This is a genomic window from Streptomyces vilmorinianum, assembly GCF_005517195.1.
Classification (GTDB): domain Bacteria; phylum Actinomycetota; class Actinomycetes; order Streptomycetales; family Streptomycetaceae; genus Streptomyces; species Streptomyces vilmorinianum.
The window spans coordinates 1,125,213-1,150,037 of record NZ_CP040244.1; the positions used below are offsets into that span (position 1 = coordinate 1,125,213).

Annotated in this window: 24 protein-coding genes, 1 tRNA gene and 1 riboswitch; of the genes, 16 read left to right on the top strand and 9 right to left on the bottom strand. The window is 69.0% G+C overall.

The window, feature by feature from the left end:
- Positions 1 to 30 precede the first annotated feature (30 nt).
- Positions 31 to 783, top strand: coding sequence for an MBL fold metallo-hydrolase (locus tag FDM97_RS05345; RefSeq protein WP_137989104.1), 753 nt, complete (start codon positions 31 to 33; stop codon positions 781 to 783).
- A 106-nt stretch (positions 784 to 889) separates the two neighbouring features.
- Here the strand turns inward: FDM97_RS05345 and FDM97_RS05350 are convergent, their stop codons facing one another.
- Complete coding sequence (locus FDM97_RS05350; RefSeq protein ID WP_137989105.1) at positions 890 to 2,155, bottom strand: PTS transporter subunit EIIC; 1,266 nt, start codon at positions 2,153 to 2,155, stop codon at positions 890 to 892.
- A gap of 276 nt (positions 2,156 to 2,431) precedes the next feature.
- On the bottom strand, positions 2,432 to 3,733 hold the full coding sequence (locus FDM97_RS05355; RefSeq protein WP_137989106.1) for a PTS transporter subunit EIIC: 1,302 nt from the start codon (positions 3,731 to 3,733) through the stop codon (positions 2,432 to 2,434).
- 218 nt (positions 3,734 to 3,951) lie between these two features.
- On the opposite strand from FDM97_RS05355, the gene FDM97_RS05360 reads away from it, so the two are divergent.
- The 4 genes from FDM97_RS05360 (at position 3,952) to rdgB (ending at position 6,081) form a co-directional block, all read left to right on the top strand.
- Entirely contained in the window at positions 3,952 to 4,185 is a 234-nt protein-coding gene (locus FDM97_RS05360; protein WP_033308152.1) for a glucose PTS transporter subunit EIIB, read from the top strand.
- A 76-nt stretch (positions 4,186 to 4,261) separates the two neighbouring features.
- On the top strand, positions 4,262 to 4,993 hold the full coding sequence (rph, locus tag FDM97_RS05365; protein WP_137989107.1) for a ribonuclease PH: 732 nt from the start codon (positions 4,262 to 4,264) through the stop codon (positions 4,991 to 4,993).
- 127 nt (positions 4,994 to 5,120) lie between these two features.
- Complete coding sequence (locus FDM97_RS05370; RefSeq protein WP_175439373.1) at positions 5,121 to 5,459, top strand: hypothetical protein; 339 nt, start codon at positions 5,121 to 5,123, stop codon at positions 5,457 to 5,459.
- Positions 5,460 to 5,478: 19 nt separating this feature from the next.
- On the top strand, positions 5,479 to 6,081 hold the full coding sequence (gene rdgB, locus FDM97_RS05375) for an RdgB/HAM1 family non-canonical purine NTP pyrophosphatase (protein WP_137989109.1): 603 nt from the start codon (positions 5,479 to 5,481) through the stop codon (positions 6,079 to 6,081).
- A gap of 56 nt (positions 6,082 to 6,137) precedes the next feature.
- On the opposite strand, the gene FDM97_RS05380 is transcribed toward rdgB, so the two are convergent.
- A tRNA-Leu gene (locus FDM97_RS05380) sits at positions 6,138 to 6,221 on the bottom strand.
- A gap of 36 nt (positions 6,222 to 6,257) precedes the next feature.
- Complete coding sequence (bcp, locus tag FDM97_RS05385; protein ID WP_137989110.1) at positions 6,258 to 6,725, bottom strand: thioredoxin-dependent thiol peroxidase; 468 nt, start codon at positions 6,723 to 6,725, stop codon at positions 6,258 to 6,260.
- 121 nt (positions 6,726 to 6,846) lie between these two features.
- Here bcp and FDM97_RS05390 point away from each other — a divergent pair, with 121 nt between their 5' ends.
- The 3 genes from FDM97_RS05390 to FDM97_RS05400 all read left to right on the top strand — a co-directional run bounded on the left by FDM97_RS05390 (position 6,847) and on the right by FDM97_RS05400 (position 8,055).
- A complete protein-coding gene (locus tag FDM97_RS05390) occupies positions 6,847 to 7,167 on the top strand; it encodes a DUF3618 domain-containing protein (protein ID WP_137989111.1) in 321 nt (106 codons plus the stop codon).
- 46 nt (positions 7,168 to 7,213) lie between these two features.
- Positions 7,214 to 7,552: a GroES family chaperonin gene (locus FDM97_RS05395; protein WP_137989112.1), complete on the top strand. Its 339-nt coding sequence runs from the start codon at positions 7,214 to 7,216 to the stop codon at positions 7,550 to 7,552.
- A gap of 73 nt (positions 7,553 to 7,625) precedes the next feature.
- Positions 7,626 to 7,700, top strand: a riboswitch (guanidine-III (ykkC-III) riboswitch).
- A 34-nt stretch (positions 7,701 to 7,734) separates the two neighbouring features.
- Positions 7,735 to 8,055: a DMT family transporter gene (locus tag FDM97_RS05400; RefSeq protein WP_137989113.1), complete on the top strand. Its 321-nt coding sequence runs from the start codon at positions 7,735 to 7,737 to the stop codon at positions 8,053 to 8,055.
- Here the strand turns inward: FDM97_RS05400 and FDM97_RS05405 are convergent.
- Positions 8,052 to 10,352 carry a transglycosylase domain-containing protein gene (locus FDM97_RS05405; RefSeq protein ID WP_137989114.1) on the bottom strand — a complete coding sequence of 767 codons (2,301 nt, stop codon included), beginning with the start codon at positions 10,350 to 10,352 and terminating at the stop codon, positions 8,052 to 8,054. The two genes, FDM97_RS05400 and FDM97_RS05405, sit on opposite strands and share 4 nt — an antisense overlap.
- Before the next feature lie 165 nt (positions 10,353 to 10,517).
- On the opposite strand from FDM97_RS05405, the gene FDM97_RS05410 reads away from it, so the two are divergent.
- From FDM97_RS05410 to FDM97_RS05425, 4 genes are all read left to right on the top strand, one after another.
- Positions 10,518 to 11,318 carry an ABC transporter permease gene (locus tag FDM97_RS05410; RefSeq protein ID WP_175439374.1) on the top strand — a complete coding sequence of 267 codons (801 nt, stop codon included), beginning with the start codon at positions 10,518 to 10,520 and terminating at the stop codon, positions 11,316 to 11,318.
- A gap of 67 nt (positions 11,319 to 11,385) precedes the next feature.
- The gene (locus FDM97_RS05415) at positions 11,386 to 12,162 is read left to right on the top strand and encodes an ABC transporter permease (protein WP_137994672.1); all 777 of its coding nucleotides are present in this window, start codon (positions 11,386 to 11,388) and stop codon (positions 12,160 to 12,162) included.
- Positions 12,163 to 12,165: 3 nt separating this feature from the next.
- Entirely contained in the window at positions 12,166 to 13,143 is a 978-nt protein-coding gene (locus FDM97_RS05420) for an ABC transporter ATP-binding protein (RefSeq protein WP_137989116.1), read from the top strand.
- Positions 13,144 to 13,160: 17 nt separating this feature from the next.
- Positions 13,161 to 14,462 carry a DUF445 domain-containing protein gene (locus FDM97_RS05425; RefSeq protein WP_137989117.1) on the top strand — a complete coding sequence of 434 codons (1,302 nt, stop codon included), beginning with the start codon at positions 13,161 to 13,163 and terminating at the stop codon, positions 14,460 to 14,462.
- Between the two features lie 98 nt (positions 14,463 to 14,560).
- On the opposite strand, the gene FDM97_RS05430 is transcribed toward FDM97_RS05425, so the two are convergent.
- Complete coding sequence (locus tag FDM97_RS05430; RefSeq protein WP_137989118.1) at positions 14,561 to 14,863, bottom strand: hypothetical protein; 303 nt, start codon at positions 14,861 to 14,863, stop codon at positions 14,561 to 14,563.
- Between the two features lie 103 nt (positions 14,864 to 14,966).
- On the opposite strand from FDM97_RS05430, the gene FDM97_RS05435 reads away from it, so the two are divergent.
- From FDM97_RS05435 to FDM97_RS05450, 4 genes are all read left to right on the top strand, one after another.
- A complete protein-coding gene (locus tag FDM97_RS05435) occupies positions 14,967 to 15,455 on the top strand; it encodes a very short patch repair endonuclease (protein WP_137989119.1) in 489 nt (162 codons plus the stop codon).
- Between the two features lie 114 nt (positions 15,456 to 15,569).
- A complete protein-coding gene (locus FDM97_RS05440) occupies positions 15,570 to 17,675 on the top strand; it encodes a helix-turn-helix transcriptional regulator (RefSeq protein ID WP_137989120.1) in 2,106 nt (701 codons plus the stop codon).
- Complete coding sequence (locus tag FDM97_RS05445) at positions 17,672 to 18,652, top strand: hypothetical protein (protein WP_137989121.1); 981 nt, start codon at positions 17,672 to 17,674, stop codon at positions 18,650 to 18,652. The genes FDM97_RS05440 and FDM97_RS05445 overlap by 4 nt, the downstream gene beginning before the upstream one ends.
- The gene (locus tag FDM97_RS05450; protein WP_137989122.1) at positions 18,652 to 19,620 is read left to right on the top strand and encodes a DUF6339 family protein; all 969 of its coding nucleotides are present in this window, start codon (positions 18,652 to 18,654) and stop codon (positions 19,618 to 19,620) included. The genes FDM97_RS05445 and FDM97_RS05450 overlap by 1 nt, the downstream gene beginning before the upstream one ends.
- A gap of 8 nt (positions 19,621 to 19,628) precedes the next feature.
- Here the strand turns inward: FDM97_RS05450 and FDM97_RS05455 are convergent, their stop codons facing one another.
- The 3 genes from FDM97_RS05455 to FDM97_RS05465 form a co-directional block, all read right to left on the bottom strand.
- A complete protein-coding gene (locus tag FDM97_RS05455; protein WP_254705513.1) occupies positions 19,629 to 20,600 on the bottom strand; it encodes a DNA cytosine methyltransferase in 972 nt (323 codons plus the stop codon).
- Positions 20,601 to 20,771: 171 nt separating this feature from the next.
- Complete coding sequence (locus FDM97_RS05460; protein WP_137989124.1) at positions 20,772 to 21,755, bottom strand: DNA cytosine methyltransferase; 984 nt, start codon at positions 21,753 to 21,755, stop codon at positions 20,772 to 20,774.
- 58 nt (positions 21,756 to 21,813) lie between these two features.
- A complete protein-coding gene (locus tag FDM97_RS05465) occupies positions 21,814 to 24,795 on the bottom strand; it encodes a Z1 domain-containing protein (RefSeq protein WP_137989125.1) in 2,982 nt (993 codons plus the stop codon).
- Positions 24,796 to 24,825: the final 30 nt, after the last annotated feature.

Sequence of the window (24,825 nt, forward strand, 5' to 3'; positions counted from 1 at the left end):
CCGCTCTCCGCCCTCGGAGGTTCACGCTCCATGAAGCTCACCGTCGTCGGCTGCTCCGGGTCGTTCCCGTCCGCGGATTCGGCCTGCTCGAGCTACCTCGTAGAGGCCGACGGCTTCCGGCTGCTCCTCGACATGGGCAACGGCGCCCTGGGCGAGCTGCAGCGCCACATCGGTCTGTACGACCTCGACGCCATCTTCCTCAGCCACCTCCACGCCGATCACTGCATCGACATGTGCGGGTACTTCGTCGCGCGCTACTACCGCCACGACGGCGGCCGCTGCGACGCGATCCCGGTCTTCGCCCCCGAGGGCGCCGAGCAGCGCCTGACGACGGCGTACGCGGACACCCCCTCGGACAAGTCGATGAGCGAGGTCTTCGACTTCCGGACGCTGAAGTCCGGCTCCTTCGAGATCGGCCCGTTCTCCGTCCGTACGGAGAAGGTGAGCCACCCCGTGGAGGCGTACGGCATCAGGATCGAGCACGGCGGCCGTTCGCTCACGTACTCCGGAGACACGGGAGTCTGCGACGCCCTGCACGAACTGGCGGACGGCACGGACCTGTTCCTGTGCGAGGCGTCCTTCACCCACGGCAAGGAGGACATCCCGGCCCTCCACCTCAACGGCCGCGAGGCGGGCGCGGAGGCGGCCCGCTCGTCGGTGGGCCGGCTGGTGCTCACGCACATCCCGCCGTGGACGGACGGCGAGCAGAACCTGGCGGACGCGCGGGTGGCCTACGACGGGCCGGCGGAGCTGGCGCGCCCGGGCGCGGTCTACGAGATCTGAGTACGGGATCCGAGACGGGATCCGAGACGGGATCCGAGTACGGCAACGCCGAAGCCCCTGCCCCCTCAGCGCGAGGGGGCAGGGGCTTCGGCGTGTGTGGACGGGCCTACTTCGCCTCGGCCTTCAGCAGCTCGGCGAGCTCCTCGTCGGACTCGCGGCCCGGCGTCGGAAGGTTGAACTTGGTGATCGCGAAGCGGAAGACGACGTAGTAGACCGCCGCGAAGCAGAGGCCGACCAGCGCCAGACCCCACGGGTTCGAGGCGATACCGAGGTTCAGGAGGAAGTCGACCGCACCGGCGGAGAAGCCGAAGCCGTCCCGCATGCCGAGGGCCCAGGTCAGCGCCATCGAGACACCGGTCAGGACCGCGTGGATCGCGTACAGCACCGGGGCGATGAACATGAAGGTGAACTCGATCGGCTCGGTCACACCGGTGACGAAGGAGGTGAGCGCGAGGGAGAACATCATGCCGCCGACGACCTTGCGGCGCTCGGGACGGGCGCAGTGGACGATCGCCAGGCAGGCGGCCGGAAGGGCGAACATCATGATCGGGAAGAAGCCGGTCATGAACTGTCCGGCGGTCGGGTCGCCGGCGAGGAAGCGGGCTATGTCGCCGCTCTTGCCGTCGAACTCGCCGGCCTGGAACCACGGGAACGAGTTCAGCAGGTGGTGCATGCCGATCGGGATCAGCGCACGGTTGGCGACACCGAAGATGCCCGCGCCGACGGCGCCGGAGCCGACGAGCCACTCACTGAGGTTGTGCAGACCGGCGCCGAGGACGGGCCAGATCAGACCGAAGACGATGCCGGTGATCAGACCGGCGAAGGCGGAGAGGATCGGGACCAGACGGCGCCCGCCGAAGAAGCCGGCCCAGTCGGGCAGCTTGGTCCGGTAGAACTTCTGGTACAGCAGGGCGACGATGATGCCCATCACGACACCGCCGAGGACACCGGCGTTGACCGGGGCGTCGTTCATGACGATCTTGCCGTCGACGACGGACGCGACCTGCGGAAGGTTCTTGTCGGTGAAGGTCGCCAGGACCTTCTGGAAGACCAGGTAGCCGGTGACGGCGGCGAGCGCGGTCGAGCCGTCCGACTTCTTCGCGAAGCCGATCGCGATACCGACGCAGAACAGCAGCGCCATGTTGTCGAGGATGGCGCCACCACCGGCGGCCATGTAGCCGGCGAGCTTGTTGATGAAGTCCGGGAAGGACTCCTTGCCGAGCATGTCCGCCTGGCCGAACCGCACCAGGAGCGCGGCGGCGGGCAGCACCGCGACGGGCAGCATGAGGCTGCGGCCGATGCGCTGCATGACAGCCATCGCGCCGGAGCCCTTCTTCTTGTCGGCCGCGGGGGCGGCGCTAGCCGTAGACACAACTTCCTCCAGTGGGCAAGGCGCCGCCAGGGGACAGGTGGTACGGGGGGACGGCGGCGTCTCGTGGAACGCGGTGGTCTGGACCGCGTGGTCTACACCAATGAGTGGTGTAGACCTGTTTTAGCACGTGAGACTTAGATAAGGAACCTGCGAATTCTGTGTGCCCGAGCCATAGCTGCGTGTGAACGACGAAGGGCCCCCGGACCATGAGGTCCAGGGGCCCTTCGCGCCTCCGCGAAACGGGACGTACGTCCCGAGCCGGGCGCTACGCCGGGGTCACGCCTTGGTGGCGTCCCGCTCCATCTCCTCCGCCACCTCCTCGGGCTCGCGGCCCGGCGTCGGGAGGTCGAACTTCGTGATCGCGAACCGGAAGATCACGTAATAGACGGCGGCGAAGGCGAGACCGATCGGAATGATCAGCCACGGCTTCGTCGCGAGGTTCCAGTTGATGACGTAGTCGATCAGGCCGGCCGAGAAGCTGAAGCCGTCCTTCACCCCCAGCGCCCAGGTCACGGCCATCGACACACCCGTGAGCACCGCGTGGATCGCGTAGAGCACCGGGGCGATGAAGAGGAACGAGTACTCGATCGGCTCGGTGATGCCCGTGACGAACGAGGTCAGGGCGACCGAGAGCATCATGCCGCCCACCTCCTTGCGCCGGTGCGGCTTGGCGCAGTGGGTGATCGCCAGGGCCGCCGCCGGGAGCGCGAACATCATGATCGGGAAGAAGCCCGTCAGGAACTGGCCGGCCTCGGGGTCGCCGCCGAGGAACATGGGGATGTCGCCATGGACCACCTGGCCGTCCGGCTTCTCGAAGGTGCCGAACTGGAACCAGATCGGCACGTTCAGGAACTGGTGCAGGCCGATGACCAGCAGCGCGCGGTTGGCGACGCCGAAGATGCCCGAACCCCAGGCGCCCAGGCCCACCAGCCAGTCGCTGAAGTTCTCGAGCCCGTCGCCGATCGGCGGCCAGACCCACAGGCACAGGGCCGCGAAGGCGATCGCGACGAAGGTCATGATGATCGGCACGAGCCGGCGGCCGTTGAAGAAGCCCAGCCAGTCCACCAGCTTCACCCGGTGGTAGCGCTGCCAGAACCAGGCCGCGAGGAGACCGATGACGATGCCGCCGAAGACGCCCGGGTTCTGGTACGTGTAGCCGGTGAAGGCCTGCTCGGGGGAGAGGCAGCCGCCGTTGATGTCCGCCGTGCCCCGCGGGCACTCCTCGGGGAACTGGCGCAGCACGTTGTAGTAGACGAGGAAGCCCACCGTGGCCGCGAGTGCGGTCGAGCCGTCCGCCTTCTTCGCCATGCCGATCGCGACGCCGATGCAGAACAGCAGAGGAAGTCCGAGGTTGCCGTCGAGCAGGGCGCCGCCCGCGCCCTTCATCACCTTGGCGACGTCGTCCCAGCCGAGCCCCTCCGCCCCGAAGACGTCGTCCTGTCCCAGCCGGTTGAGGATGCCCGCCGCCGGCAGGACCGCGATGGGCAGCTGAAGGCTGCGGCCCATCTTCTGCAGCCCCTGGAAGAAGCCGCCCCACAGCGACTTCTTCGGCGCGGCCGCGGCGCTGTCGGTACTCATCGGCTTCCTCCCTGGCCCGACACGTTGCAAACTGGTGTAGACCAGTTGCGATAGGCTCCCCGGAGCCCGCTGAGGGCAGGCCGTCGGTGATCGTCATCCTTCGGCAGAACGAGTGCACTCGCTCGCGAAGTTGGGCCAACCGTGGGTTAACGTGACAAAGCGAACCTTCGGTGCGCCGAGACTCACGTTCTTTGAACGGAACGGACAGGGAGAAACACATGGCCAGCAAGGCTGAGAAGATCGTCGCCGGGCTCGGCGGCATCGACAACATCGAAGAGGTCGAGGGCTGCATCACCCGCCTCCGCACCGAAGTCGTCGACCCCGCCAAGGTCGACGAGGCCGCCCTCAAGGCCGCCGGCGCCCACGGCGTCGTGAAGATGGGCACCGCGATCCAGGTCGTCATCGGCACCGACGCCGACCCCATCGCCGCCGACATCGAAGACATGATGTGAGCAGCTGACGCGCCCCCGACGGGGGCCCGTTCCGGCAGGGGAACGGGCTCCCGTCGCGTACGGCTACGCTCGTGGCATGTCTCGTATCGACGGCCGTACCCCCGAACAGCTCCGCCCCGTCACCATCGAACGCGGGTGGAGCAAGCACGCCGAGGGCTCCGTCCTCATCTCCTTCGGCGACACCAAGGTCTTCTGCACCGCCTCCGTCACCGAAGGCGTTCCGCGCTGGCGCAAGGGCAGCGGTGAGGGCTGGGTCACCGGCGAGTACTCGATGCTCCCGCGGGCCACCAACACCCGCGGCGACCGCGAATCCGTCCGCGGCAAGATCGGCGGCCGCACCCACGAGATCTCCCGCCTCATCGGCCGCTCCCTGCGCGCGGTCATCGACTACAAGGCCCTCGGCGAGAACACCATCGTCCTCGACTGCGACGTCCTCCAGGCCGACGGCGGCACCCGCACCGCCGCCATCACCGGCGCGTACGTCGCCCTCGCCGACGCCGTCTCCTGGGCCCAGGGCAAGAAGCTCGTCAAGGCCGGCCGCAAGCCCCTCACCGGCACCGTCGCCGCCGTCTCCGTCGGCATCGTCGACGGCACCCCGCTGCTCGACCTCTGCTACGAGGAAGACGTCCGCGCCGAGACCGACATGAACGTCGTCTGCACCGGCGACGGCCGCTTCGTCGAGGTCCAGGGCACCGCCGAGGCCGAGCCCTTCGACCGCAAGGAGCTCAACGCGCTCCTCGACCTCGCCTCCGGCGGCTGCGCCGAACTCGCCGAGATCCAGCGCAAGGCGCTCGAAGGAACTCTCTGAGACGCCACCGCGTCTTCGTGAACACGGGCGTACGGACCGAACCGTACGCCCGTACTGCCATCCGTACCTCTGGGGAGGACCAGTCTTGAAGCGTCGCCGTATCGCACTCGCCGTGGCTTCGGCAGCCATGCTCACCACCACGCTCGTCGGCTGCGCGGCACTCGACAAGGCGATGGACTGCGTCCAGACCGCCGACGCGATAGCCACCAGCGTCGACAAGCTCCAGCAGGCCGTCTCCAACGCCTCCAACGACCCGACGCAGCTCAACGAGGCCCTGAACGAGATCTCCACGGAGCTCGGCAACCTCAAGGACACGACCGACAACGCCGACCTGTCCAAGGCCGTCGACGACCTCACCAAGGGCGTCGAATCCGTCAAGACGGCCGTCAACAACGGCGACACCACCCCGGACATCAAGCCCATCACGGACGCGGCCACCGAGATCGGCAAGGTCTGCACCCCGTAGCCCCGTAGATACTGGGGACATGACCCGCCTGATCCTCGCCACCCGCAACGCGGGCAAGATCACCGAACTCCACGCGATCCTCGCCGACGCAGGTCTCACCCACGACCTCGTCGGCGCGGACGCGTACCCCGAGATCCCCGACACCAAGGAAACCGGCGTCACCTTCGCCGAGAACGCCCTCCTCAAGGCACACGCCCTGGCCCAGGCCACCGGCCTGCCGGCCATCGCCGACGACTCCGGCCTCTGCGTCGACGTCCTGAACGGCGCCCCCGGCATCTTCTCGGCCCGCTGGTCCGGCGCCCACGGCGACGACCGCGCCAACCTGGACCTGCTCCTCGCCCAACTCGCCGACATCGACGACGACCACAGGGGCGCCCACTTCGCCTGCGCGGCGGCCCTCGCCCTCCCCGACGGCACGGAACGCGTCGTCGAAGGCCGCATGCCGGGCACCCTGCGCCACGCCCCGATCGGCACGAACGGCTTCGGCTACGACCCGATCCTCCAGCCGCAGGGCTACGAGGTGACGTGCGCCCAGCTGTCGCCGGAGGAGAAGAACGCGATCAGCCACCGGGGGAAGGCGTTCAGGGCGCTCGTCCCGGTGATCCGCGAGCTGCTGGGCTGACGACCCGTACCGTACGGCGAAGGGCCGCCCCATCGGGACGGCCCTTCGCCGAAAAGTGCGGCCGGGGGGACTCGAACCCCCACGGGTGTTACCCCACTGGGACCTAAACCCAGCGTGACTGCCAGTTCCACCACGGCCGCGCGTCGCCCGGCCATGCTACTGGCCGGACGCCCGGCTCAGATGCCCAGATCCTTGATGATCTTGGCGACATGGCCGGTCGCCTTCACGTTGTACAGCGCGCGCTCGACCTTGCCCTCCTCGTCGACGATCACGGTCGAGCGGATCACGCCCGTCACCGTCTTGCCGTACAGCTTCTTCTCCCCGAAGGCGCCGTACGCCTCCAGGACCTCCTTCGACGGGTCGCCGACCAGCGTGACCTTCAAGGCCTCCTTGTCGCGGAACTTCGCCAGCTTCTCCGGCTTGTCCGGCGACACGCCGATGACCTCGTAGCCGGCGCCGGCCAGCAGGTCCAGGTTGTCCGTGAAATCGCAGGCCTGCTTGGTGCAGCCCGGGGTGAGCGCCGCCGGGTAGAAGTAGACGATGACCTTGCGCCCCTTGTGGTCCGCGAGCGAGATCTCGTTGCCGTCCGCGTCGGGAAGGGTGAAGGCGGGGGCGGTGTCGCCGGGCTGAAGTCGCTCGCTCATGGCTCTCCTCGTGGTATCTGGGCGTACGCGACCGAGCCTAATGGGGGCCTGAGACAGACCACGGGTGCCAAAGCTGAGAGACTGTCCGTCAACGACCGATTACGACTACGGAGGCAGCGCGGTGTCGAACGCCAGGACCCCTGCGCAGATCGAGGCGGACATCGTCCGCCGGCGCGAGCAGCTCGCCGTCACTCTCGACGAGATCGGCATTCGGGTGCACCCGAAGACCATCATCGGTGACGCGAAGGCGAGGGTGGCGTCCACGGTCGACCACACCGTCGGGCGGGCGTTCGTCGCCGTCAACCGGACCGTGTCCGACGTGAAGGCCCGCTTCACCCACGAGGACGGTTCGCCGCGCCTGGAGCGAGTGGTTCCGGTGGCGCTCGCCGCCGCGGCCCTCGTGGGGCTGCTCGCGGCCTCCGCGCGCAAGCACAAGGGATGACCCCTCCCGAGTACGGTCGACACGCCCGGGCAGGTAGGTTCGAACCGTGAGCGAGAACACGCACGACAAGCTGCCCATCCGGATGCTCCACGACCGTGTCCTGGTCCGGAGCGACTCCCCCGAGGGGGAGAGGCGTTCGGGCGGCGGCATCCTGATCCCGGCGACCGCCGCCGTCGGCCGCCGACTGGCCTGGGCCGAGGTCGTCGCGGTCGGCCAGAACGTCCGTACGGTCGAGACCGGCGACCGTGTCCTGTACGACCCCGAGGACCGCGCCGAGGTCGAGGTGCGGGGCGTGGCGTACGTCCTGATGCGAGAGCGCGACCTGCACGCGGTGGCCGCGGACCGGTTCGAGGGTTCGAAGGACACCACGGGTCTGTACCTGTAGAGCGGTACCTGTAGAGCGCTACCTATAGAGCGGCGAAGGCCTGGTGACCGGTGTCACCAGGCCTTTTGTCTGCCTTTTGCTAGCCTGGAGTCACCCGACGAGACGCGCCGTACCGGGCCCCACGCACGACACGCAAAGACGACGCACCCCTGTTGATCCGTCTCGCGGAGGTGCTTGTCGTCATGGCCTGGGTTCTTCTCGTCGTCGCCGGTCTGCTCGAGGTCGGCTGGTCGATCGGTATGAAGTACACCGACGGCTTCACCCGCCTCTGGCCCAGTGTCTTCACGGCCGCCGGGATCGTCGCCTCGATGCTGCTCCTTTCGCACGCCGCCAGGACGCTGCCCATCGGCACGGCGTACGGCGTCTGGGTCGGCATCGGTGCTGCCGGTGCGGCGGTGCTCGGCATGGTGGTGCTCGGTGAGCCGGCGACCGCCGCGCGGATCTTCTTCGTCTGTCTGCTCCTGGTCGCGGTGGTGGGTCTGAAGGCGACCTCGGGGCATTAGAGGAACGGTGGCGTCGGCGTCGGCGTGGGCGTCGGCGTTGACGTTGCCGGCGGGATCGGCATCGGCATCGGCGTCGGCGTCGTGCTGGTGCCGGTACTCCCACTCGTACTCGCACTCGCGCTGGTTTCCGGTGCCTGGGGCAGCGGCAGGGGCAGGGGCAGCGGTCCCGGCCGTGGGTGGCGCTGCGGTGTACGAGGCCGTTCGTCCGACCACTCCGACCAGTCCGACCAGTCCGGTAGGTACGGCTCGTGCGGGTCCATCGGGTCCATCGACTCCTCCGTCCCTGGTGCCGGCTGGAGTTCGAACTCGCGCGCCTCCGTCCCCGCCAGCGCCTCCCGCGTGAACTGGGCCCAGATCTCCGCCGGCGCCCCGCCCCCGTTGATCCGGGGCAGCCCCAGCGCCCCGTACAGCGGCTTCTGTTCGCCGGTCTCCGGGTCCTGGCCCATCATCGTGACCACCGTCGCCAGGTCCGGGGTGTACCCCGCGAACCAGGCGGCCTTGTCGTCCTCCGCCGTGCCCGTCTTCCCCGCCGCCGGCCGGCCCGCGGACAGCGCCGCCGTTCCCGTACCGCTCTCGACGACACCGCGCAGGACCGCCGTCGTCGTGTCGGCGGCCTCCCGGCCCACCGCCTGCCGGCTCGCGGAGGCCGGCAGCTCCAGTTCCTGGCCGTTCCTGGTGACCTTGGTGACGAGGGTGTACGTGCCGTGCCTGCCGTGGTTGGCGAGGGTGGCGTACGCCTCCGCCATGTCGAGGACGCTCGCGGTGGCGGGGCCCAGCGCGATGGAGGGGGAGGCGCTGAGGTCGGGGGTGTTCGGGGGCAGGCCGAGGGCGACGGCGGTCTCCCTGACCTTCGCGGGCCCGACGTCCACCGCCAGCTGTGCGTACACGGAGTTGACCGAGCTGTCGGTGGCGGTGCGGAGGGTGATGTAGCCGTAGGAGGCGTCGTCCTCGTTGGCGGGGGCGTAGGAGTCGCCGTTCCAGCCCTCCACGGGGCGCTTGTCGGTGCCGTCGTAGTAGGTGTTCGGGGTGATCTGCTCGCCCTCCTGGGTGAACGCGCCGTTCTCGACGGCCGCGGTGAGGACGAAGGGCTTGAAGGTGGAGCCGACCTGGTAGTCGCGGCGGGTGGCGTTGTTGACGTACTGCTTGGTGTAGTCGATGCCGCCGTACATCGCGACGACGTGGCCGGTCGCCGGGTGGATCGCCGCGCCGCCGACCCGTACGAAGCGGTCGGTGGGGTTCCGCGCCGGGTCGAGCCGGGACATCACCTGGTCGTCGACGGCGGCGACGAAGGCGTCCTGTTTCCGCCTCTCCAAGGTGGTGGTGATGCGGTGGCCGCCGCCGGCGAGGGTGTTCTCGTCGATGACGCCGTGGCTCGTCAGGTACTCCTCGACGGCCAGGACGATGTAGCCGCGCTGTCCGGAGAGCCCGGTCGCGGGGCGGGCGGTCTGGGGGGCCGGGAAGGCGGCGATGGCCCGGTCGGCGGGGGAGAGCCACTGCTCCTTGACCATGCCGTCCATGACGTAGTTCCAGCGGGCGAGCGCCTTGGCCCGGTTCTCGGGGTGGGTGGCGACGTCGTAGGCGCTCGGGGCCTTGAGCAGGGAGGCGAGGTAGGCGCCCTCGGCGGTGTCGAGCTGTCCGGCGTCCTTGCCGTAGTAGGCGCGGGCGGCGGCCTGGATGCCGTAGGCGTTGCGGCCGAAGTAACTGGTGTTCAGATAGCCCTCGAAGATCTCGTCCTTGGTCTTCTCGCGGTTGAGCTTGATGGCGATGAAGAACTCCTTCACCTTGCGGGTGACGGTCTGTTCCTGGCCGAGGTAGTAGTTCTTGACGTACTGCTGGGTGATGGTGGAGCCGGACTGGCGGCCCTTGCCGGTGAGGGTGTTCCAGGCGGCGCGGACCATGGCCTTGGGGTCGACGACGGCCCGTTCGGAGTAGAACTCGCGGTCCTCCGCGGCCAGTACGGCGTGCCGGACGTGCGCGGGTACGTGGGTGAGCCGTACGTTCTCGCGGTTGATCTCGCCGTCGCGGGCGATCTGGGTGCCGTCCTGGTAGAGGTACACGTTGGACTGCGCGGTCGCGGCGGCGTTGGCGGGCGGGATGTCGACGAGCAGATAGCCGGCGACGAAGCCGCCGGTCAGCAGCAGGGCGGCGAAGAGGAACGTGCCGAGGAGCGCCCGCAGGATCCGCCACCGCAGACGCCGCTTCGGAGCCTTCGAGGACTTCGGAGGCTTGGAGGGTCTGGCGGGGACGGTGGGGTCCCTGGGCGCCCAGCCGGGCCGGTGTGGCTGGTCGTCGCTCATGTGCGGAGCTCCCGTACCGGATGAAGGGGGATGGCTCCCCCATACTGCACGCACCGGGACAGAACCTGAGGAATGCGACTCGAAATCCACTCGCGGTGGCGGCATCGGGCCCACTAGGGTCGTGCGCTTTGGTGCCGACAGGCGGGACAGGAGGGAGGGCGCATGCTGCGGCTGTACGGGACGGTTGCCGCGGGTGGGTTCCGGCGCCATGCCACGTACCGCATGGCCACGGCGGCGGGGGTGTTCACCAACACCGTGTTCGGCTTCATTCTGTCGTACACGTATATCGCCCTGTGGGACGAACGGCCGCAGCTCGGCGGGTACGACATGGCCGACGCGCTCGCCTATGTGTGGATCGGCCAGGGACTGATCACCGTCTGCGGGCTGATGGGCGGCGGGTTCGAGGACGAACTGATCGAACGGATCAGGACCGGCGACATCGCCGTCGACCTCTACCGTCCCGCCGACCTCCAGACCTGGTGGTTCTCGGCCAACGCGGGCCGGAGCGCCTACCAGTTGCTCGGACGCGGCGTGGTCCCCATGGCGGTCGGCGCGCTCGCCTTCGACATCGCGCTGCCCTCACGTCCGCTGACGTGGGTGGCGTTCCTCGTGGCGATCGCCCTCGGGTCGGCCGTCAGCTTCGCGATCTGGTACCTGGTCGCGATGAGCGCGTTCTGGCTGATGGACGGTCAGGGGGTGGTGCAGGTGGCGTGGCTGGGCGGGCTGTTCTTCTCCGGGATGCTGCTGCCGCTGAACGTCTTCCCCGGCGCGCTGGGCGAGGTGGCGCGGGTGCTGCCGTGGGCGTCGATGCTGCAGATCCCGGCGGATGTCTACCTGGAGAAGTACGAGGGGTGGGGGCTGCTCGGGGCGTACGCCTTCCAGCTCGGCTGGGCGGCGGTGCTGCTCGCGGCGGGGCGGCTGGCGCAGTCGCTCGCGACGCGGAAGGTGGTGGTGCAGGGTGGGTGAGCGGCTGCGATCCGGCCGGTCCTCGGCGGGCGTCGACGTACTCGCGGACTCCTGGCGTACGTACCGGATGGTCGCGGGCATGTGGATCCGTTCGACGATGACGTACCGCGCCTCCTTCGCGCTGACGCTCTTCTCCTCCTTCGCCGTCACCTTCTTCGACTTCGTCGTGATCCTGCTGATGTTCGGTCAGGTCGAGGGTCTGGGCGGCTTCTCCTTCGCCGAGGTCGCGTTCCTGTACGGAACGGCCGGCACGGCCTTCGGTCTCGCCGACCTGACGATGGGCTCGCTGCAGCGGATGGGCAAGCGGGTGCGCGACGGCTCGCTGGACATGTTCCTGATGCGTCCGGCGCCGGTCCTCGCGCAGGTGGCGGCGGACAAGTTCGCGCTGCGGCGCCTCGGCCGGGTGGCGCAGGGGCTGTTCGTGCTGGTCTGGGCGCTGCTGATCCTGGACGTGGAGTGGACGGCGGTGAAGGTGCTGCTGCTGCCGGTGACGGTGGTGTGCGGCGCGCTGATCTTCGCGGCGGTGATGGTCGCGGGCGCGTCCGCCCTGTTCTGGGCGCAGGACGCGGCGGAGGTGACCAGCTCCTTCACGTACGGCGGCAACACGCTGCTGCAGTACCCGCCGACGATCTTCGCGCAGGAGCTGGTGCGGGGTGTCGTCTATGTCGTACCGCTGGCGTTCGTGAACTGGCTGCCGGCGCTGTACATCCTCGGGCGCGAGGCGCCCGCGGGCGTGCCGGGCTGGGCGGCGTTCGTGTCGCCGCTGGTCGCGGCGGTGTGCTGCGGGCTCGCCGGACTGGCGTGGCGCGCGGGAATTCGTGCGTACCGATCCACAGGGAGCTGAGGCATGGCCTTCATTGAGCTGGAGGACGTCGAGAAGGTCTTCACGGTGCGTCGCAAGACGGGACTGGTGCGCCGGGAGAAGCGTGAGGTCCGGGCGGTCGACGGGATCACCTTCGGGGTGGAGCGCGGCGAGATGGTCGGCTACATCGGCCCGAACGGCGCGGGCAAGTCGACCACGATCAAGATGCTGACGGGCATCCTCACCCCCAGCGGGGGCCGGCTGCGGGTCGCGGGCATCGACCCGTCGCGGGAGCGGACGCGGCTCGCGCGGCGGATCGGGGTGGTGTTCGGGCAGCGGACGACGCTGTGGTGGGACCTGCCGCTGAAGGACTCGTACCGTCTGATGCACCGGATGTACCGCATCCCGGACGACCGCTTCCGCGCCAACCTCGCGCGCTGTGTGGACCTGCTGGAACTGGGCGAGCTGCTGGACGTCCCCGTACGCCAGCTGTCGCTGGGGCAGCGGATGCGGGGCGACATCGCGGCGGCGCTGCTGCACGACCCGGACGTGCTGTACCTGGACGAGCCGACGATCGGCCTCGACGTCGTGTCGAAGGCGCGGGTACGGGAGTTCCTGCGCGAGCTCAACGCCTCGCGGGGGACGACCGTGCTGCTGACCACCCACGATCTGACGGACATCGAGCAGCTGTGCCAGCGGGTGATGGTGATCGACCACGGGCGGCTGATGTACGACGGCGAACTGGCGGGCCTGCACGAGGTCGGGGAGAGCGAGCGTCTCCTGGTCGTGGACCTGGAGCGGGAGCTGCCGCCGATCGAGCTGGCGGGGGCGCGTTTCGTACGGTCGGAGGGCCCGCGGCAGGTGCTGGCGTTTCCCGCGTCCTGTTCCGCGGCGCCGCTCGTGGCGGCGGTGGCGGAGGCGTATCCGCTGGTGGATCTGTCGGTGCGGGAACCGGACATCGAGGCCGTGATCGCGAAGATGTACGGGGAACGGGAACTTGAGGTGCGTCTGGGAAGTCCCTGATGTAGGGAGGTGGGGTGATGAGCGACACGAGAAGCGAGGCCAGGACACCGCTGGTGGCGTTCTCGTACACGGCGGCGGACGCGGAGAGGCACCGCGGGGTCCGTCGCATGAAGACGCTCGCGACGGGCCTTCTCCTTGTGGTGGCCGTCATCTACGCCCTGGCGACCTGGGGGAAGAACGAGGGGCTCGGCGCTTGGACCGCCTATGTGGCGGCCGCGGCGGAGGCCGGCATGGTGGGTGCGCTGGCGGACTGGTTCGCGGTGACGGCGCTGTTCCGGCGCCCGCTGGGCCTGCCGATCCCGCACACCGCGATCATCCCGACGAAGAAGGACCAGCTGGGGGCGACGCTGGGCTCGTTCGTCGGCGAGAACTTCCTGTCGGAGAGCGTCGTACGGGGGCGACTGCACGCACTCGGCCTCGCCGGCCGCCTGGGCGCCTGGCTCGCGGACCCGGGGCATGCGGACCGGGTGACCACGGAGCTGTCCACCGCTCTGCGCGGCGCCCTGACGGTCCTGCGGGACTCCGACGTCCAGGCGGTCGTCGGCGAGGCGATCACGCGGCGGGCGGAGGCGGCGGAGATCGCGCCCGGCATCGGCAAGACCCTGGAGCGGATCGTCGCGGACGGCGCCCACCACCGGGCCGTGGACCTGATCTGCGCCCGCGCGCACGACTGGCTGGTCTTCCACGCGGACTCGGTGATGGACGCGGTCCAGGGCGGCGCGCCGGGCTGGACGCCGCGCTTCGTGGACAGGAAGGTCGGCGAGCGCGTGTATCGGGAGTTGCTCCGTTTCATCTCCGAGATGCGGGACATGCCGGCCCACCCGGCGCGCGGCGCGATCGACCGCTTCCTGACGGACTTCGCGGCCGACCTCCAGGCGGACACGGACACCCGCGCGCGGGTGGAACGCCTGAAGGCGGACCTGCTGGCCCGCCCGGAGGTGCAGGACATCATCGCCTCGGCATGGGCATCGGTCCGCGGCATGATCATCGCGGCGGCGGAGGACGACCGCAGCCAGCTGCGCCTGCGGGCCCGGGCGTCCCTGATCTCCTTCGGCGGCCGGCTGGTGACGGACGGCCGTCTTCAGGCGAAGGTCGAGGGGTGGGGCGAGGACGCGGCGGCGTACGTGGTGACGACGTACCGCGACGAGATCACGTCCCTGATCAGCGACACGGTCGCGAGCTGGGACGCGGACCAGACCTCGAAGAAGATCGAGGCGAACATCGGCCGCGACCTGCAGTTCATCCGCATCAACGGCACGGTGGTGGGCGCACTGGCGGGCCTGCTGATCTACACGGTGAGCCACGCGCTGGGCGGCTGAGGCGGGGGTGCCGGGGCGCTGGGCGGATGAGTTCCGGCTCACCCGCCCAGCGCTCATGGGGAGGGCATCGCTCTATACGTACGGGAGGGTCGGGGCGTTCAGCCCTTGGCCCGGGTGACGACCCACGAGGTGCCCGCCATGACCCCGGCGACCCCGAACACCGCGGGCCACGCCCCGACCTTCTTGGCCAACGGATGCGCCCCGGCGAACGCGGCGACATACGCCGCCGTCAGCCCGACGGCAGCCTTCCCCCCGACCACCTGCCCCCACTCCCGCGCGGCCATCCCCCCGGCGGCGGCGAGCACGACCCCACCGAGCGGCCGCTTCTTGGTCCACCGGGCGACGGCGTATCCACCGACGAGGCCGGTGGCTGCGATGACGGGGGCGGGGATGCGGGGCATGGGGTGCCTTTCCGGTCGACGCGTCGTGTTTCGAGCCTAGGGCAAGGCGGTCCACTACCGGAGGCGCGATCTTCCGCGCCGCATCCGCGTCACAATGGCCACCATGAGAGCCCTGGAGACGACTGCGGAGACGAGCTCCCGGATGAGCAAGCAGCGCAGCCGTAACACCGATGTGGAGATGGCGCTGCGTCGTGCCCTGCACGCTTCAGGGTTCCGTTATCGGGTTCACCGACGTCCGCTCAAAGGCGTGCGGCGGGAAGCGGACATCGTCTTCGGTCCCGCCAAGGTGGCCGTATTCGTCGACGGCTGCTTCTGGCACGGCTGTCCGGAACACGCGACGTGGCCGAAGAGGAACTCGATGTTCTGGCGGGAGAAGATCGAGAAGAATCGGGAACGGGACGCGAACACCGACGCCCGCCTGCAGGAAGCGGGCTGGGTATCCCTGCGGGTATGGGAGCACGAGGCCGCGGACGTGGCTGCCGCAAGGGTCGCTGCGGTCGTCGCGGAGCGGCGGGCTCTCCAGCGGGCTGGGAGAGCGGTACGTGGCGTGGCTCTCGAGGGCGGTCAAGAGAGCTCGCCAACCGGTATTTGACAATCTGCATCTGTCAAATGACTGATGGTAACGTGTCTGCAGGGGGTGTGTGCGAAGGATCTTTCTCGCTGCACGCATCCTGCGCAGTGAAGGGCGAGGTCCGGGGGGATACGCGTGAGGGAACCGCAGGGCGAGGAGTTCGGCACCTGGCTGGAGCGCCAGCTCGCGCGAGCGGACATGAAACAGGTCGACCTCGCGCAGCGCCTCGGGCTCACCCGAGCCGCGGTCTCCGCGTGGATCAACGGTCGCGCCGAACCTCGCGAGGAGATCAAGCGGGCCATCGCAGCCGTCTTCGACATCGACCCGTCCTCGGTCTACAACCGTACGACCGACATCGCCTCCGCCCTTCCCCGTCAGTGGCACCACCGACCGGCGCACACCGACGGCGGCCGCGAGTACGGCAACGCCGCGGCTTTCGCCTTCGATGCCGACCTGTCCGTCCTTGCCCGCGAGGCCACTCAGAATTCCCTCGACGAGCGCCTCGACCCCACGGCTCCGGTTCGCGTCCGATACGTCCTCCACGAACTCACCGGCGAACACCTGGACGCGTTCCTCACTGCCATGCGATGGGACGAACTGCGCCCGCATTACGAGGCCGCCGCTGCCGGCAGCCAGAAGGTCTCCCGCAGTCTTCAGGCCGCACTCGACGATCTGGACGATCAGCGTTCCCTGCTCCTGCTCCGTGTCGAGGACTACAACGCCGCCGGTCTCACCGGCCCGGAGTATCAGGACGGCCGCTACGCCGCCGTCGTACGTCGCCAGCTCGACAGTCACAAGCAGGCCGGCGGTCGTGCCGGTGGTTCGTACGGACTGGGCAAGGCCACGCTCTGGGCCACCAGCCGTCTCGGACTCGTCCTCGTCAACTCCACCCTCTCCGATCCTCACGAGGGACGATGCGAACGCCGTGTCGTCGGACGACTCGACCTTCCCTGGCACGAACTCGACGACGAGGCCTACGCAGGACCGGCTTGGTTCGGCGAGCCGGAGCCCGAGCCCGTCCACAAGGGCGTGTCACGCTCGTGGTGGGCCGACGAGGACGAGGTGCGCTCCCTCCACCTGGACCGGCTGGGCACCGCCCCCGGTACCTCCTTTCTCATCGTCGGTGCCCACGACGCCTCCGGCGACGCCGAGACCCTTCAGGAGATGCACGACAAGCTCGTTCGATCGCTCGCCGACGGGTTCTGGGCCTCCATGATCGGAGGCAAGTCGGCCGGGGCGTTGATGGAGGCGAGCGTCACCACCCTCCGCAACGGCCACGTCCTGATCTCCGAGGAGCGGGTCGACCCGCACGCCCACCACCCCGCATTGGGCCGCGCATTCCAGGCCTACCTCGACGGGGAGACGGTCCCCGAACTGACCTCCGGCGATCAGGTCGCTCTCGTCGAGGTACCCCTCGTCGTCTCCCCGCTCAAGGGGCGCGGTCGCGCCCGGGACAAGGGCCGTGAGCACCCCGCAGTACTCCTGCTCACCGCGGCCGCGGATCGGGACGAGCGGCACAGCCGCGTCGTCTGCATGCGAGGCAATCGGATGACCATCACCGAACAGCGCCCCCGAGAGCTCCCTCTCGGCACCGCGCCGTTCCAGGCCGTTCTGCTCGCCGGCTTCGCCACCGGTCGGGAAGGCGAAGACGTCGAACTCGCGGAGGCGTTCCTTCGCGCCTCCGAACCACCCGAGCACGACCGCTGGGACCGTACCGAGGAGCTCACGACTCTCTACGAGCGGGGCGCTCTCACTCGGCTCAAGGAATTCCGGACCGAGATCGACAAGGCAGTACGCAGCCTGGTCGGGCGCCGGGAGACGGTCCGCACCAGCGGCCCGGCCGCCCTCCGCGAGCTGCTGAAGTTGGACGGTGGCGCCGGCAGCGCCGGCGGGGGGAGACGCGCCCAAGGCTTTCCGGTCGTACGCAGCGTTCAAGCGCACGTCGAGGACGGTGGCGCCTGGCATGTCATCGTCGGCCTCAAGATTCCCGACGCCGAGGACCCCTGGGTTCTGACCCCCGTGGCCAAGTTCGATGTCCGATCCGGCGGCCGCCCAGCCGTGGGGTGGGCCGTGCTCACTGCTTCCGACGACTGCCGCGTGGAGAACGGCAACCTCGTCGTCGACCCCGGCGTGCGGACCGCCGTGTTCACGGGAGTGACCGATCCTGCGACCCACCCTGTCCAGGGTGGTCTCGCCCGTCTCGTCGTCGATGTCCAGAAAGCTCGTGGAGGAGCGGCGTGAAGTCCGTCTACCCGTACACGACCCTCTTCGGTGACATCGACCTCGACGTCCTCGCGATCACTGTCGACGGGACGTCTCCACTTCCGTACTCCAACGTCTCCAAGTCCGAGCGGACCGTGGCGCTCCACCAATCCGGTCGGGAGAACTGGGAGTACTGCACAATTCGGCTGCAGGCATCGCTCCCCGAGGCGGAGATCGCCGACGGAGAGTGGACGGACCTGGTTTGTCTGGCCGCCCTCACCGAGAAGGCGACCAACGCCCGGACCACGGCCCGGCTCAGACGGTCGGCCGACGGTGTCTGGAGCGGCACCATCGACCTGTACCGGAACCGTCACCTCAACCGTGCCACCCTCGGCCTGTCCGTCGTCGCCACCGTCGGCGGAGTCGAAGGCCGGGTGATCGGCACCACCGAACAGGACTGGTATCTCGACCTCAAGGGAGCCACCCCTGTACGGCAACGCGAGATCGAGATCGTCGAGGTGGACTTTCGCGAGGGGCCTGAGGAATGGCTCCGACCGTACAAGGACTCCCCCTGGATCGTGGAGACCACCGGCGATGTGCCCACTGTCTACCTCAACAGCGGATCCGTCGACGGGCTCATCGAAATGCTCGGTGGAAGCGGGGGCACCCCGGCCGAGAAACTGCTTCGAGATATGACCTCCAGTCAGATCGCCCAGGACGCGTGGACCGCGATGTTCCACACCGCCGTCAGTGATCTCGACGCCGACGAGGACGGCACCCCTGTCATGCCGACCGGCTGGCGAGAGGCCGTTCTCCGGATGATGCTCCCCGATGTGCTCCCGGGCCGTCAGCTCACCGACGCCCTGCACGACATCGAGGAACGCCGCACCAAGGGGTTCGGCTGGTCCGAGCTCCAGACGACCATCCAGTACGCGGCGGGCAAGCGAAGCCAGATCGCCAAGAAGCTGACCAGCGCAGTGCGCGCTGTCGATCGTGCGGAAAGGAGTGGCATCTGATGAGCCCCCTCGCCCCCGTCGACGTGCCGCCGGTGCTCGCGCTCCTGCCCGACGCCGCCGTCACCAAGTACCTCGGCCGAGGCGTCCAGTCCGGCCGGGAACTCCCGCCGCAGGTGGCACTCGCCCGCTCCTGCGTCGCCTATGACGACCGGACCGCGGAGCGGCGGCGCACTGCGCCGGTCCGTGAACTCCTCGACGAGGCCATGAGACGTTTCGTGGGCGATCGCCACGCCGCCGACGGCTGGCTCGCCCCTCGTCTTCACGCCACCCTTCGGATGACCCGTGCCGAGGCTGCCGACAGTCGTCTCTGGAACCACTTGGCCATGATCGTGGCCCCCGACTACGTCGTCTGGCGGCACAAGGGAGCCGACAAGGGCGAAGGCCCTGGTATCGCCACCGCCGCCCGCTTCAGCGGTCCCCACTACACGCAGGCCTTTTCCCGTCTCTGGTGGGCTGCCGAACTCTTCCGCGACGGCGACGACTACCGCCCCGTCGCCACGGCCTGCCGAGTCCAGGATGTTCTGAACACCACGATGCGCCTGGACGTGATCGACCACCGTCCCACCGCCCAGGCCATGATCCGTGTCATCGGCGGACTGCTCGACTCGGGCATCCCCCGCCCCGGCGACCACGTCAACGCCTTCTCCTCCGCGGTGAACGCGGCCGGCAGCACCCTCATCTACGACGTGCTGGCGCGGGACAGCGACCCTGACGTCGATGAACTCCACGACTGGATCGAGGCCGGTGTCGGCGAGGCGGTGGACTGGGACCGCCTTCCGGAAGGCCCTGCCGACGGCCGCGTCGAGGGAGCCGCCGTCGACGCGTTGCTCCCCCTCTTCGAGAAGCTGCGGGCCGAGGCCCCGTTGCGGCAGCGGAAGTCCTCCGAGTCCGAGGAGGAGACAGGGGCGTCCGTTCCCGCTCCCAGGGCACCCGGGGTCACCCTGTCGAAGCCTTCGGACTTCGCGTGACCGGGTGATCAGCCCTCGTACTCGTCCGCCGAACCGATCGCGGCCTGGAGGACCGCCTTGCCCAGCAGCGGCGGGATCGCATTGCCGATCTGCTGGGCGATGGCCCGGCCGGACCAGGGGTAGTCGGCGGGGAACGTCTGCAGGATCCCGGCCTCGGCGTCCGAGAAGCGGGGAAGTTCGGTCCCGTCCTCGGCGACGACGCGGTTGCGGGAGACCTTGCCCGTGACCGTGAATGCCGGCTGGTCGGACGAGCGACGGCCGCGGGCCTTGGGGTCGCCGCCGGTGCCGTAGTTCGAGACGACCTCGAAGGGAGTCGGCCGGTCGAGGACCTCCGACATGGGGACCCAGGGCTTCAGGCGAGGATCCCCCTGCTCACGGGGTACGCCCTTGCGATACAGACGGTGGGAGGGCTCCGGCAGCTCGACGATGCGGTTGAGGCGGGCCACGAGGATGGCACGACGCCGCGTCTGCGGGACGCCGAACTGTTCCGTGTGCAGCACCTGGGGCTCGGCGACCCAGTATCCCTTCTGGGACAGGACTTTCCCGTACTCCCTCCAGACGGGGAGGACTGCGGGCACCTGCTCCAGAACGATCGCTTCGTAGGGCCGATCGTCACGAAGTGCTTCCAGCGCCCAGCGCAGCGGCTCCAGGACGAGGCCGGTACGCGGGTCGTCGAGCACGGCGAGTTCGGACCGGACGTCCTCTCCACGTGCCATCCGCTTGACGAAGCCGATCACTTCGTCGAGCGCACGGCGGCCCGCGCCGCTGCCGGCCACCGTGAACGTCTGGCACGGAGGGCCACCCGCGAGCACGGTGGCATTCGGGAACTTGTGCGGCCCGAAGTCCTGTACGTCTCCCTGCAGGGTGAGGAGCCCGGCGGCGGTCCGCGTATCACACGCGTCCTGGTCGAATTCGATGCCCGTCACCTCGTAGCCGAGCTCACGTGCCGCCACGTCGAGCCCGCCGGGTCCGGCGAACAAGTCGACAATCTCGGGGCGTGGCACGTGATCTCCAGAGGGGTGGTGTGTTTGTGAAGGGGACCGGGAGACCCCAGCAGCGCTACAGGTTACCCGGCGCTGCCGATCGAGCGGCGAGGCTGATCGGGCCTCGCTCCCGGATGGTCGGAGGGTGACGGATTCCGCGCGTCGAGGTCAGGACTTCAACGCCGCTTTGATCGCTTCGCCCAGCGCTCGTCCGACCGGAGGAGGGGTGGCGTGGCCCACTTGCCGGTACTGTGCGGTCTTCCGGCCTGCGAAGACCCAGTCGGGCGGGAAGCCCTGAAGGGTGGCAGCCTGGCGAACGGTGAGGGCCATCATCCCGGGGCGACCGCGCGACGGATCCCAGGCGAAGTCCGGGCCCGGCACGTCGTCGGCGACCGTGCCGCCGTCCACGCCCATGCGTGCCCATGCGCGCTTGGTGCCCGTCGGCCCCAGGTCTGCACCGCCGCGGTTCCAGGAACCACCGACCAGGGTCGGGGCCGGCCGGTCGGCCTGGGCGGCCCACTCGGCAGCCTGAGGCCAGCCACGATCGGCCATGGATGGGCCGAGTACCTCCCCGACGGTCCGGTGGCGTGTGACCGAGGCCGTGGGAGGGGTGAAGAAGTCCAGACGTCCGTCCCTGAAGGCGACCACGACACCTTGCTTCCGATCTTGCGCCACTCCGAAATCAGCTGCGTTGAGCACGAACCAATGAATGTCGTAGCCGAGGTGAACGAGCTCCTCGGCGATGTACTCCCGGATCGGCCCGTACGCCGGCTTGGTGACGAGATCGGGGACGTTCTCGATCAACAGGGCCCTGGGTCGGACGCCGTGCATGAGCATGATCGTGGCCTTGAGTACCTCCCACTCGTCGTCCCTGTCGGCGCGGCGTACGGAGGCGGTGGCCTTGACGCGGGGGAGTCCGGCCGCGAGCAGGTCCACGTCGTAGGTTTGCTGGTGGTCGACGGGGTCGAATTCGACGAGGTCGAGGTCGAGGACGTTCCAGGCGGGCCTGTTCGCAAGGAGCGTGTCACAGGTGACGGTCCTGTTGTCGAGGAGGAGCACGGGATCGAAGCCCGCCTGCTCCAAGCCGAGGGCGAGGCCCCCGGCACCGGCGCAGACGCCGACACTCCGCAGGGGTGTCGTCTTGGTGGTCATCACTGTCTCCGTGGATCCTCGTTCGGTATGCCTGCCCCACCGGGGATGTCCTCGCGCGTCAGCCAGTGGCGGCTTCAGGGGCGGTGTCGATGATGGCGACCCCTTCCTGAGAGGAGTCGATGGTCGTGAACCGCAGCACGCGGCCGTCCTCGCTGCGGGCCGAGGCCGGGGCGACGAAGCCGAAAGCCATCACGATGCGACTCGGATCGAGCGTGCCGTACTCCACGAGCGTGTCCCGATGTGCGGATTCGACGATCGGGTAGAGGACGATCACACCCCGCCGCGGGGCGACCAGGCTTTCGACGGCGGCGTCGCCGGAGTCGGCGAGCGAGCCCGCGATGCACATAGCTGCTGCACGGTGCTTGAGGTCGCTGATGGCGCCGAAGAGCGGGTCACGGCGACGGTCACGAGCGAAGTAGGAGTACGTGCGGTCGGCGGTGCCGAGCCGGATTCGCCGGCCCGTCTGGGCATGCTGCGGTGCGAGCACGACCCAGTCGTCCACCTGGGCGGGAATACTCGTGGTGATCTCCCGCAGGTAGTCCAGGTGCGGGGCGAACTGCGACGGCGCGCCCCAACGGATGCTCGACACCAGATCGAAGAGACCGGCGGCGTCCAACCTCCCCGTGAGAGCAGCGAAACGGTGAGTGACGCCCTGCTCCGGGAAGTGGTAGGAGAGCTGCGTCGGCTCCGCGGACAGGGAATCCAGGACGGGCGTCCACAGGTTGGTGTTGTGCCGGAGGTCGGAGGCCTTCGTCGGGTACGCGGTCGGCTCCTGCCACTGGCCAGGGGAGCGGAGGGTGACCAGGCGCGAGTTGTACATCTTGTTCGGGCTGGTCGGCTTGAGCCACGGGATGTGCTGCGAGACCAGCGGCGGAACCCTGTCCGGCGTGACCTGCGGGCGACCGTCGACCGTCACTGAGTACTGTTCCAGCTCTGCACGGAACGTCTCTTCGTCCCGGCAGATCGCCTCGAACCCCTCATAGAGGTCGATCTCCTTCCTCCCCATGGCCTCCTGACGGCCCAAGTAGAGCCGGACCAGGTCCCGGTAGCCCTTACGGAAGCCGAACCAGCGGCCCATCTGCATGAGCGTGGAGGCGTTTCCGGCGCGGCGCCGGAAGTACGAGACGGTCAACCCTTCGACGGTGAAGCCTCGGGCCAGCTTCTGGCCGCCGATGAGGATCTTCCAGATGGACCGCTTGTCGAAGTCGGCCTCCCCGGTTTCGAGGTCCTTGTCGCCGTTGACCACGATGATCGGCTTGTCGTCGCCCCCGATCCGGATCGTGGCGGGGCCGATGTAGGGCGCGAGCTCGTCGAACGAGGCGGGCACGGCCTGACCGTCGGCGCGCACCGCGGATACCGGGGCGATGTCGGTGTCGAAGAGATCCCGCAGCCGCTGGTGGCCGCGGGCCCCGAGGTAGCCGGCATCCCACCACAGCCGTGTGACCCGGCCGAGCAGTTCGCGGTGCACGTCCTGCCGGACGGATTCGTGGATCAGCATGGTGTGGTGCTGGAAGTAGCGATCCCCGAGACCGCCCTTGTCCTCGCGGTACAGCTTCATCGCGGCTGTCAGCACGAACATGTCCATGGCTCGCTCGAGGCAGGCGTCGTCCTCGTCGTCCTCCACCACGATGTCGCGGACGTGCGCCATCTCGTTGGAGTTCGCATACGTCCGCTCCTCGTCGGCCAGAGCGGAGCCGAGGTCGTGGAAGTCGCGGGCGCCCATGTACTCGTTCGGGCGCGGCAGGGAGATGATGAAGTCCTTGGGGAAGATGTCCGCGGTGTCGCTCGGGTCGACGAAGACGTTCGCGAAGGGGGTCGCGGTGTAGCCCACGTACTGGGCGCGCGGCAGCATCCGGAGCAGCTCGGAGATCTTCTGGTTGATCGCGGTCCGCTCTGCGTTCGGCTTGGCGAGGTCGGCGGTGTTCACCGAGGCCTCGTCGGACTCGTCGTCCACGATCAGGACCGGGATCTCGGAGAGGGGCGTCTTGATCTTCCGTAGATCCTTGACCAGCTTCTTCAGGACCCTCTCGTTCTTCTTCACCACCATCAGGCGGGCCGGGGCCCGGTGCAGGTTGCGGGGGTCGTACAAGGGGAGGCCCGGTTCCTGCTTCTCGTACTCGAGGGCGACGATCCCCTGCAGGAGGCTCTGATAGTCGTCGTCGCGGGTCGTCATCCGATGGATGTCGAAGGCGCCGAGCGTGGAGGGCAGTGCACCGAAGGTGGCGAACTTGCCCTGGCTCCAGGCGGGGTCGTCGGCGTAGTCGGACTCGTACTCGCTCGCGCCGCGCACGATGTTCTCGCGGCCGACCAACTCCATGTCCAGGCGGCGCTGGGTCTGGGCACGCAGCATGTTGAGCGTGCCGCCCAGGACGATCACCAGTCGGTAGCCGGCGTCGATCGCCTTGGCGATGACACCGGCGAAGTTGGCGGTCTTGCCGGACTGGACGTAGCCGACCACCAGGCCCTTCGACTGGTATGCCTCCGGTGCCGTCGGGTCGGCCAGCCGCTCCACCACACGATCGGATGCTTCGTCGAGACCGGCGACGACGTCCTCGGGCCACCCCTTGTCCGCCAGCAACCTGCGGTACGCGGGCCAGTACCAGGGGCGCCCCTGGAGGGACTGCGGGGTGTACCAGGGTGTGTGCTCGGTGCTGATGACGACCGCCCCGCCGGCCTTCGAGACAGGGACAAGGGAGTCGAGCAGCTTTCCGGTCTCGTCGCCGACGCCCAACAGCGCGTACACGTCGGCCCGCCGCTTCTCCGTACGGGGAGGGGAGGACGACCAGGCGACGTTCTCGTTGTAGTCCCAGCGGGTCAGCTGCTTGCGCCACACCTCCACCAGCTGGTCGGTGGCGTGTGCCTCGCGGAGCACGGACAGGAAGTCCGCCTCGGCGGCGTACTCCATGGCCCCCGGTGCGAGGTCCTCGGCCTGGTATTCCAGGGCGCGGACGAGCCGCTTCGGCCTTCCCGAGCTCATGTCGCCGAGGGCCCGGGCATGGAGGTCGAGACGGATTCCGGCGGCGGTGTCGGGACTGGTCATGGGCGGTTCCTCGGCTGTCAGGACGGTGTG

Bases quoted from the DNA above. Each gene is read 5' to 3' on its own strand.
- FDM97_RS05370 (WP_175439373.1), top strand. From the start codon at position 5,121: ATGCTCACCACCACGCTCGTCGGCTGCGCGGCACTCGACAAGGCGATG.
- FDM97_RS05345 (WP_137989104.1), top strand. From the start codon at position 31: ATGAAGCTCACCGTCGTCGGCTGCTCCGGGTCGTTCCCGTCCGCGGAT.
- FDM97_RS05425 (WP_137989117.1), top strand. From the start codon at position 13,161: ATGAGCGACACGAGAAGCGAGGCCAGGACACCGCTGGTGGCGTTCTCG.
- bcp (WP_137989110.1), bottom strand. From the start codon at position 6,725: ATGAGCGAGCGACTTCAGCCCGGCGACACCGCCCCCGCCTTCACCCTT.
- FDM97_RS05415 (WP_137994672.1), top strand. From the start codon at position 11,386: ATGGTCGCGGGCATGTGGATCCGTTCGACGATGACGTACCGCGCCTCC.
- FDM97_RS05405 (WP_137989114.1), bottom strand. From the start codon at position 10,352: ATGAGCGACGACCAGCCACACCGGCCCGGCTGGGCGCCCAGGGACCCC.
- FDM97_RS05355 (WP_137989106.1), bottom strand. From the start codon at position 3,733: ATGAGTACCGACAGCGCCGCGGCCGCGCCGAAGAAGTCGCTGTGGGGC.
- rph (WP_137989107.1), top strand. From the start codon at position 4,262: ATGTCTCGTATCGACGGCCGTACCCCCGAACAGCTCCGCCCCGTCACC.
- FDM97_RS05435 (WP_137989119.1), top strand. From the start codon at position 14,967: ATGAGAGCCCTGGAGACGACTGCGGAGACGAGCTCCCGGATGAGCAAG.
- FDM97_RS05400 (WP_137989113.1), top strand. From the start codon at position 7,735: ATGGCCTGGGTTCTTCTCGTCGTCGCCGGTCTGCTCGAGGTCGGCTGG.
- FDM97_RS05420 (WP_137989116.1), top strand. From the start codon at position 12,166: ATGGCCTTCATTGAGCTGGAGGACGTCGAGAAGGTCTTCACGGTGCGT.
- rdgB (WP_137989109.1), top strand. From the start codon at position 5,479: ATGACCCGCCTGATCCTCGCCACCCGCAACGCGGGCAAGATCACCGAA.
- FDM97_RS05360 (WP_033308152.1), top strand. From the start codon at position 3,952: ATGGCCAGCAAGGCTGAGAAGATCGTCGCCGGGCTCGGCGGCATCGAC.
- FDM97_RS05460 (WP_137989124.1), bottom strand. From the start codon at position 21,755: ATGACCACCAAGACGACACCCCTGCGGAGTGTCGGCGTCTGCGCCGGT.
- FDM97_RS05465 (WP_137989125.1), bottom strand. From the start codon at position 24,795: ATGACCAGTCCCGACACCGCCGCCGGAATCCGTCTCGACCTCCATGCC.
- FDM97_RS05450 (WP_137989122.1), top strand. From the start codon at position 18,652: ATGAGCCCCCTCGCCCCCGTCGACGTGCCGCCGGTGCTCGCGCTCCTG.
- FDM97_RS05430 (WP_137989118.1), bottom strand. From the start codon at position 14,863: ATGCCCCGCATCCCCGCCCCCGTCATCGCAGCCACCGGCCTCGTCGGT.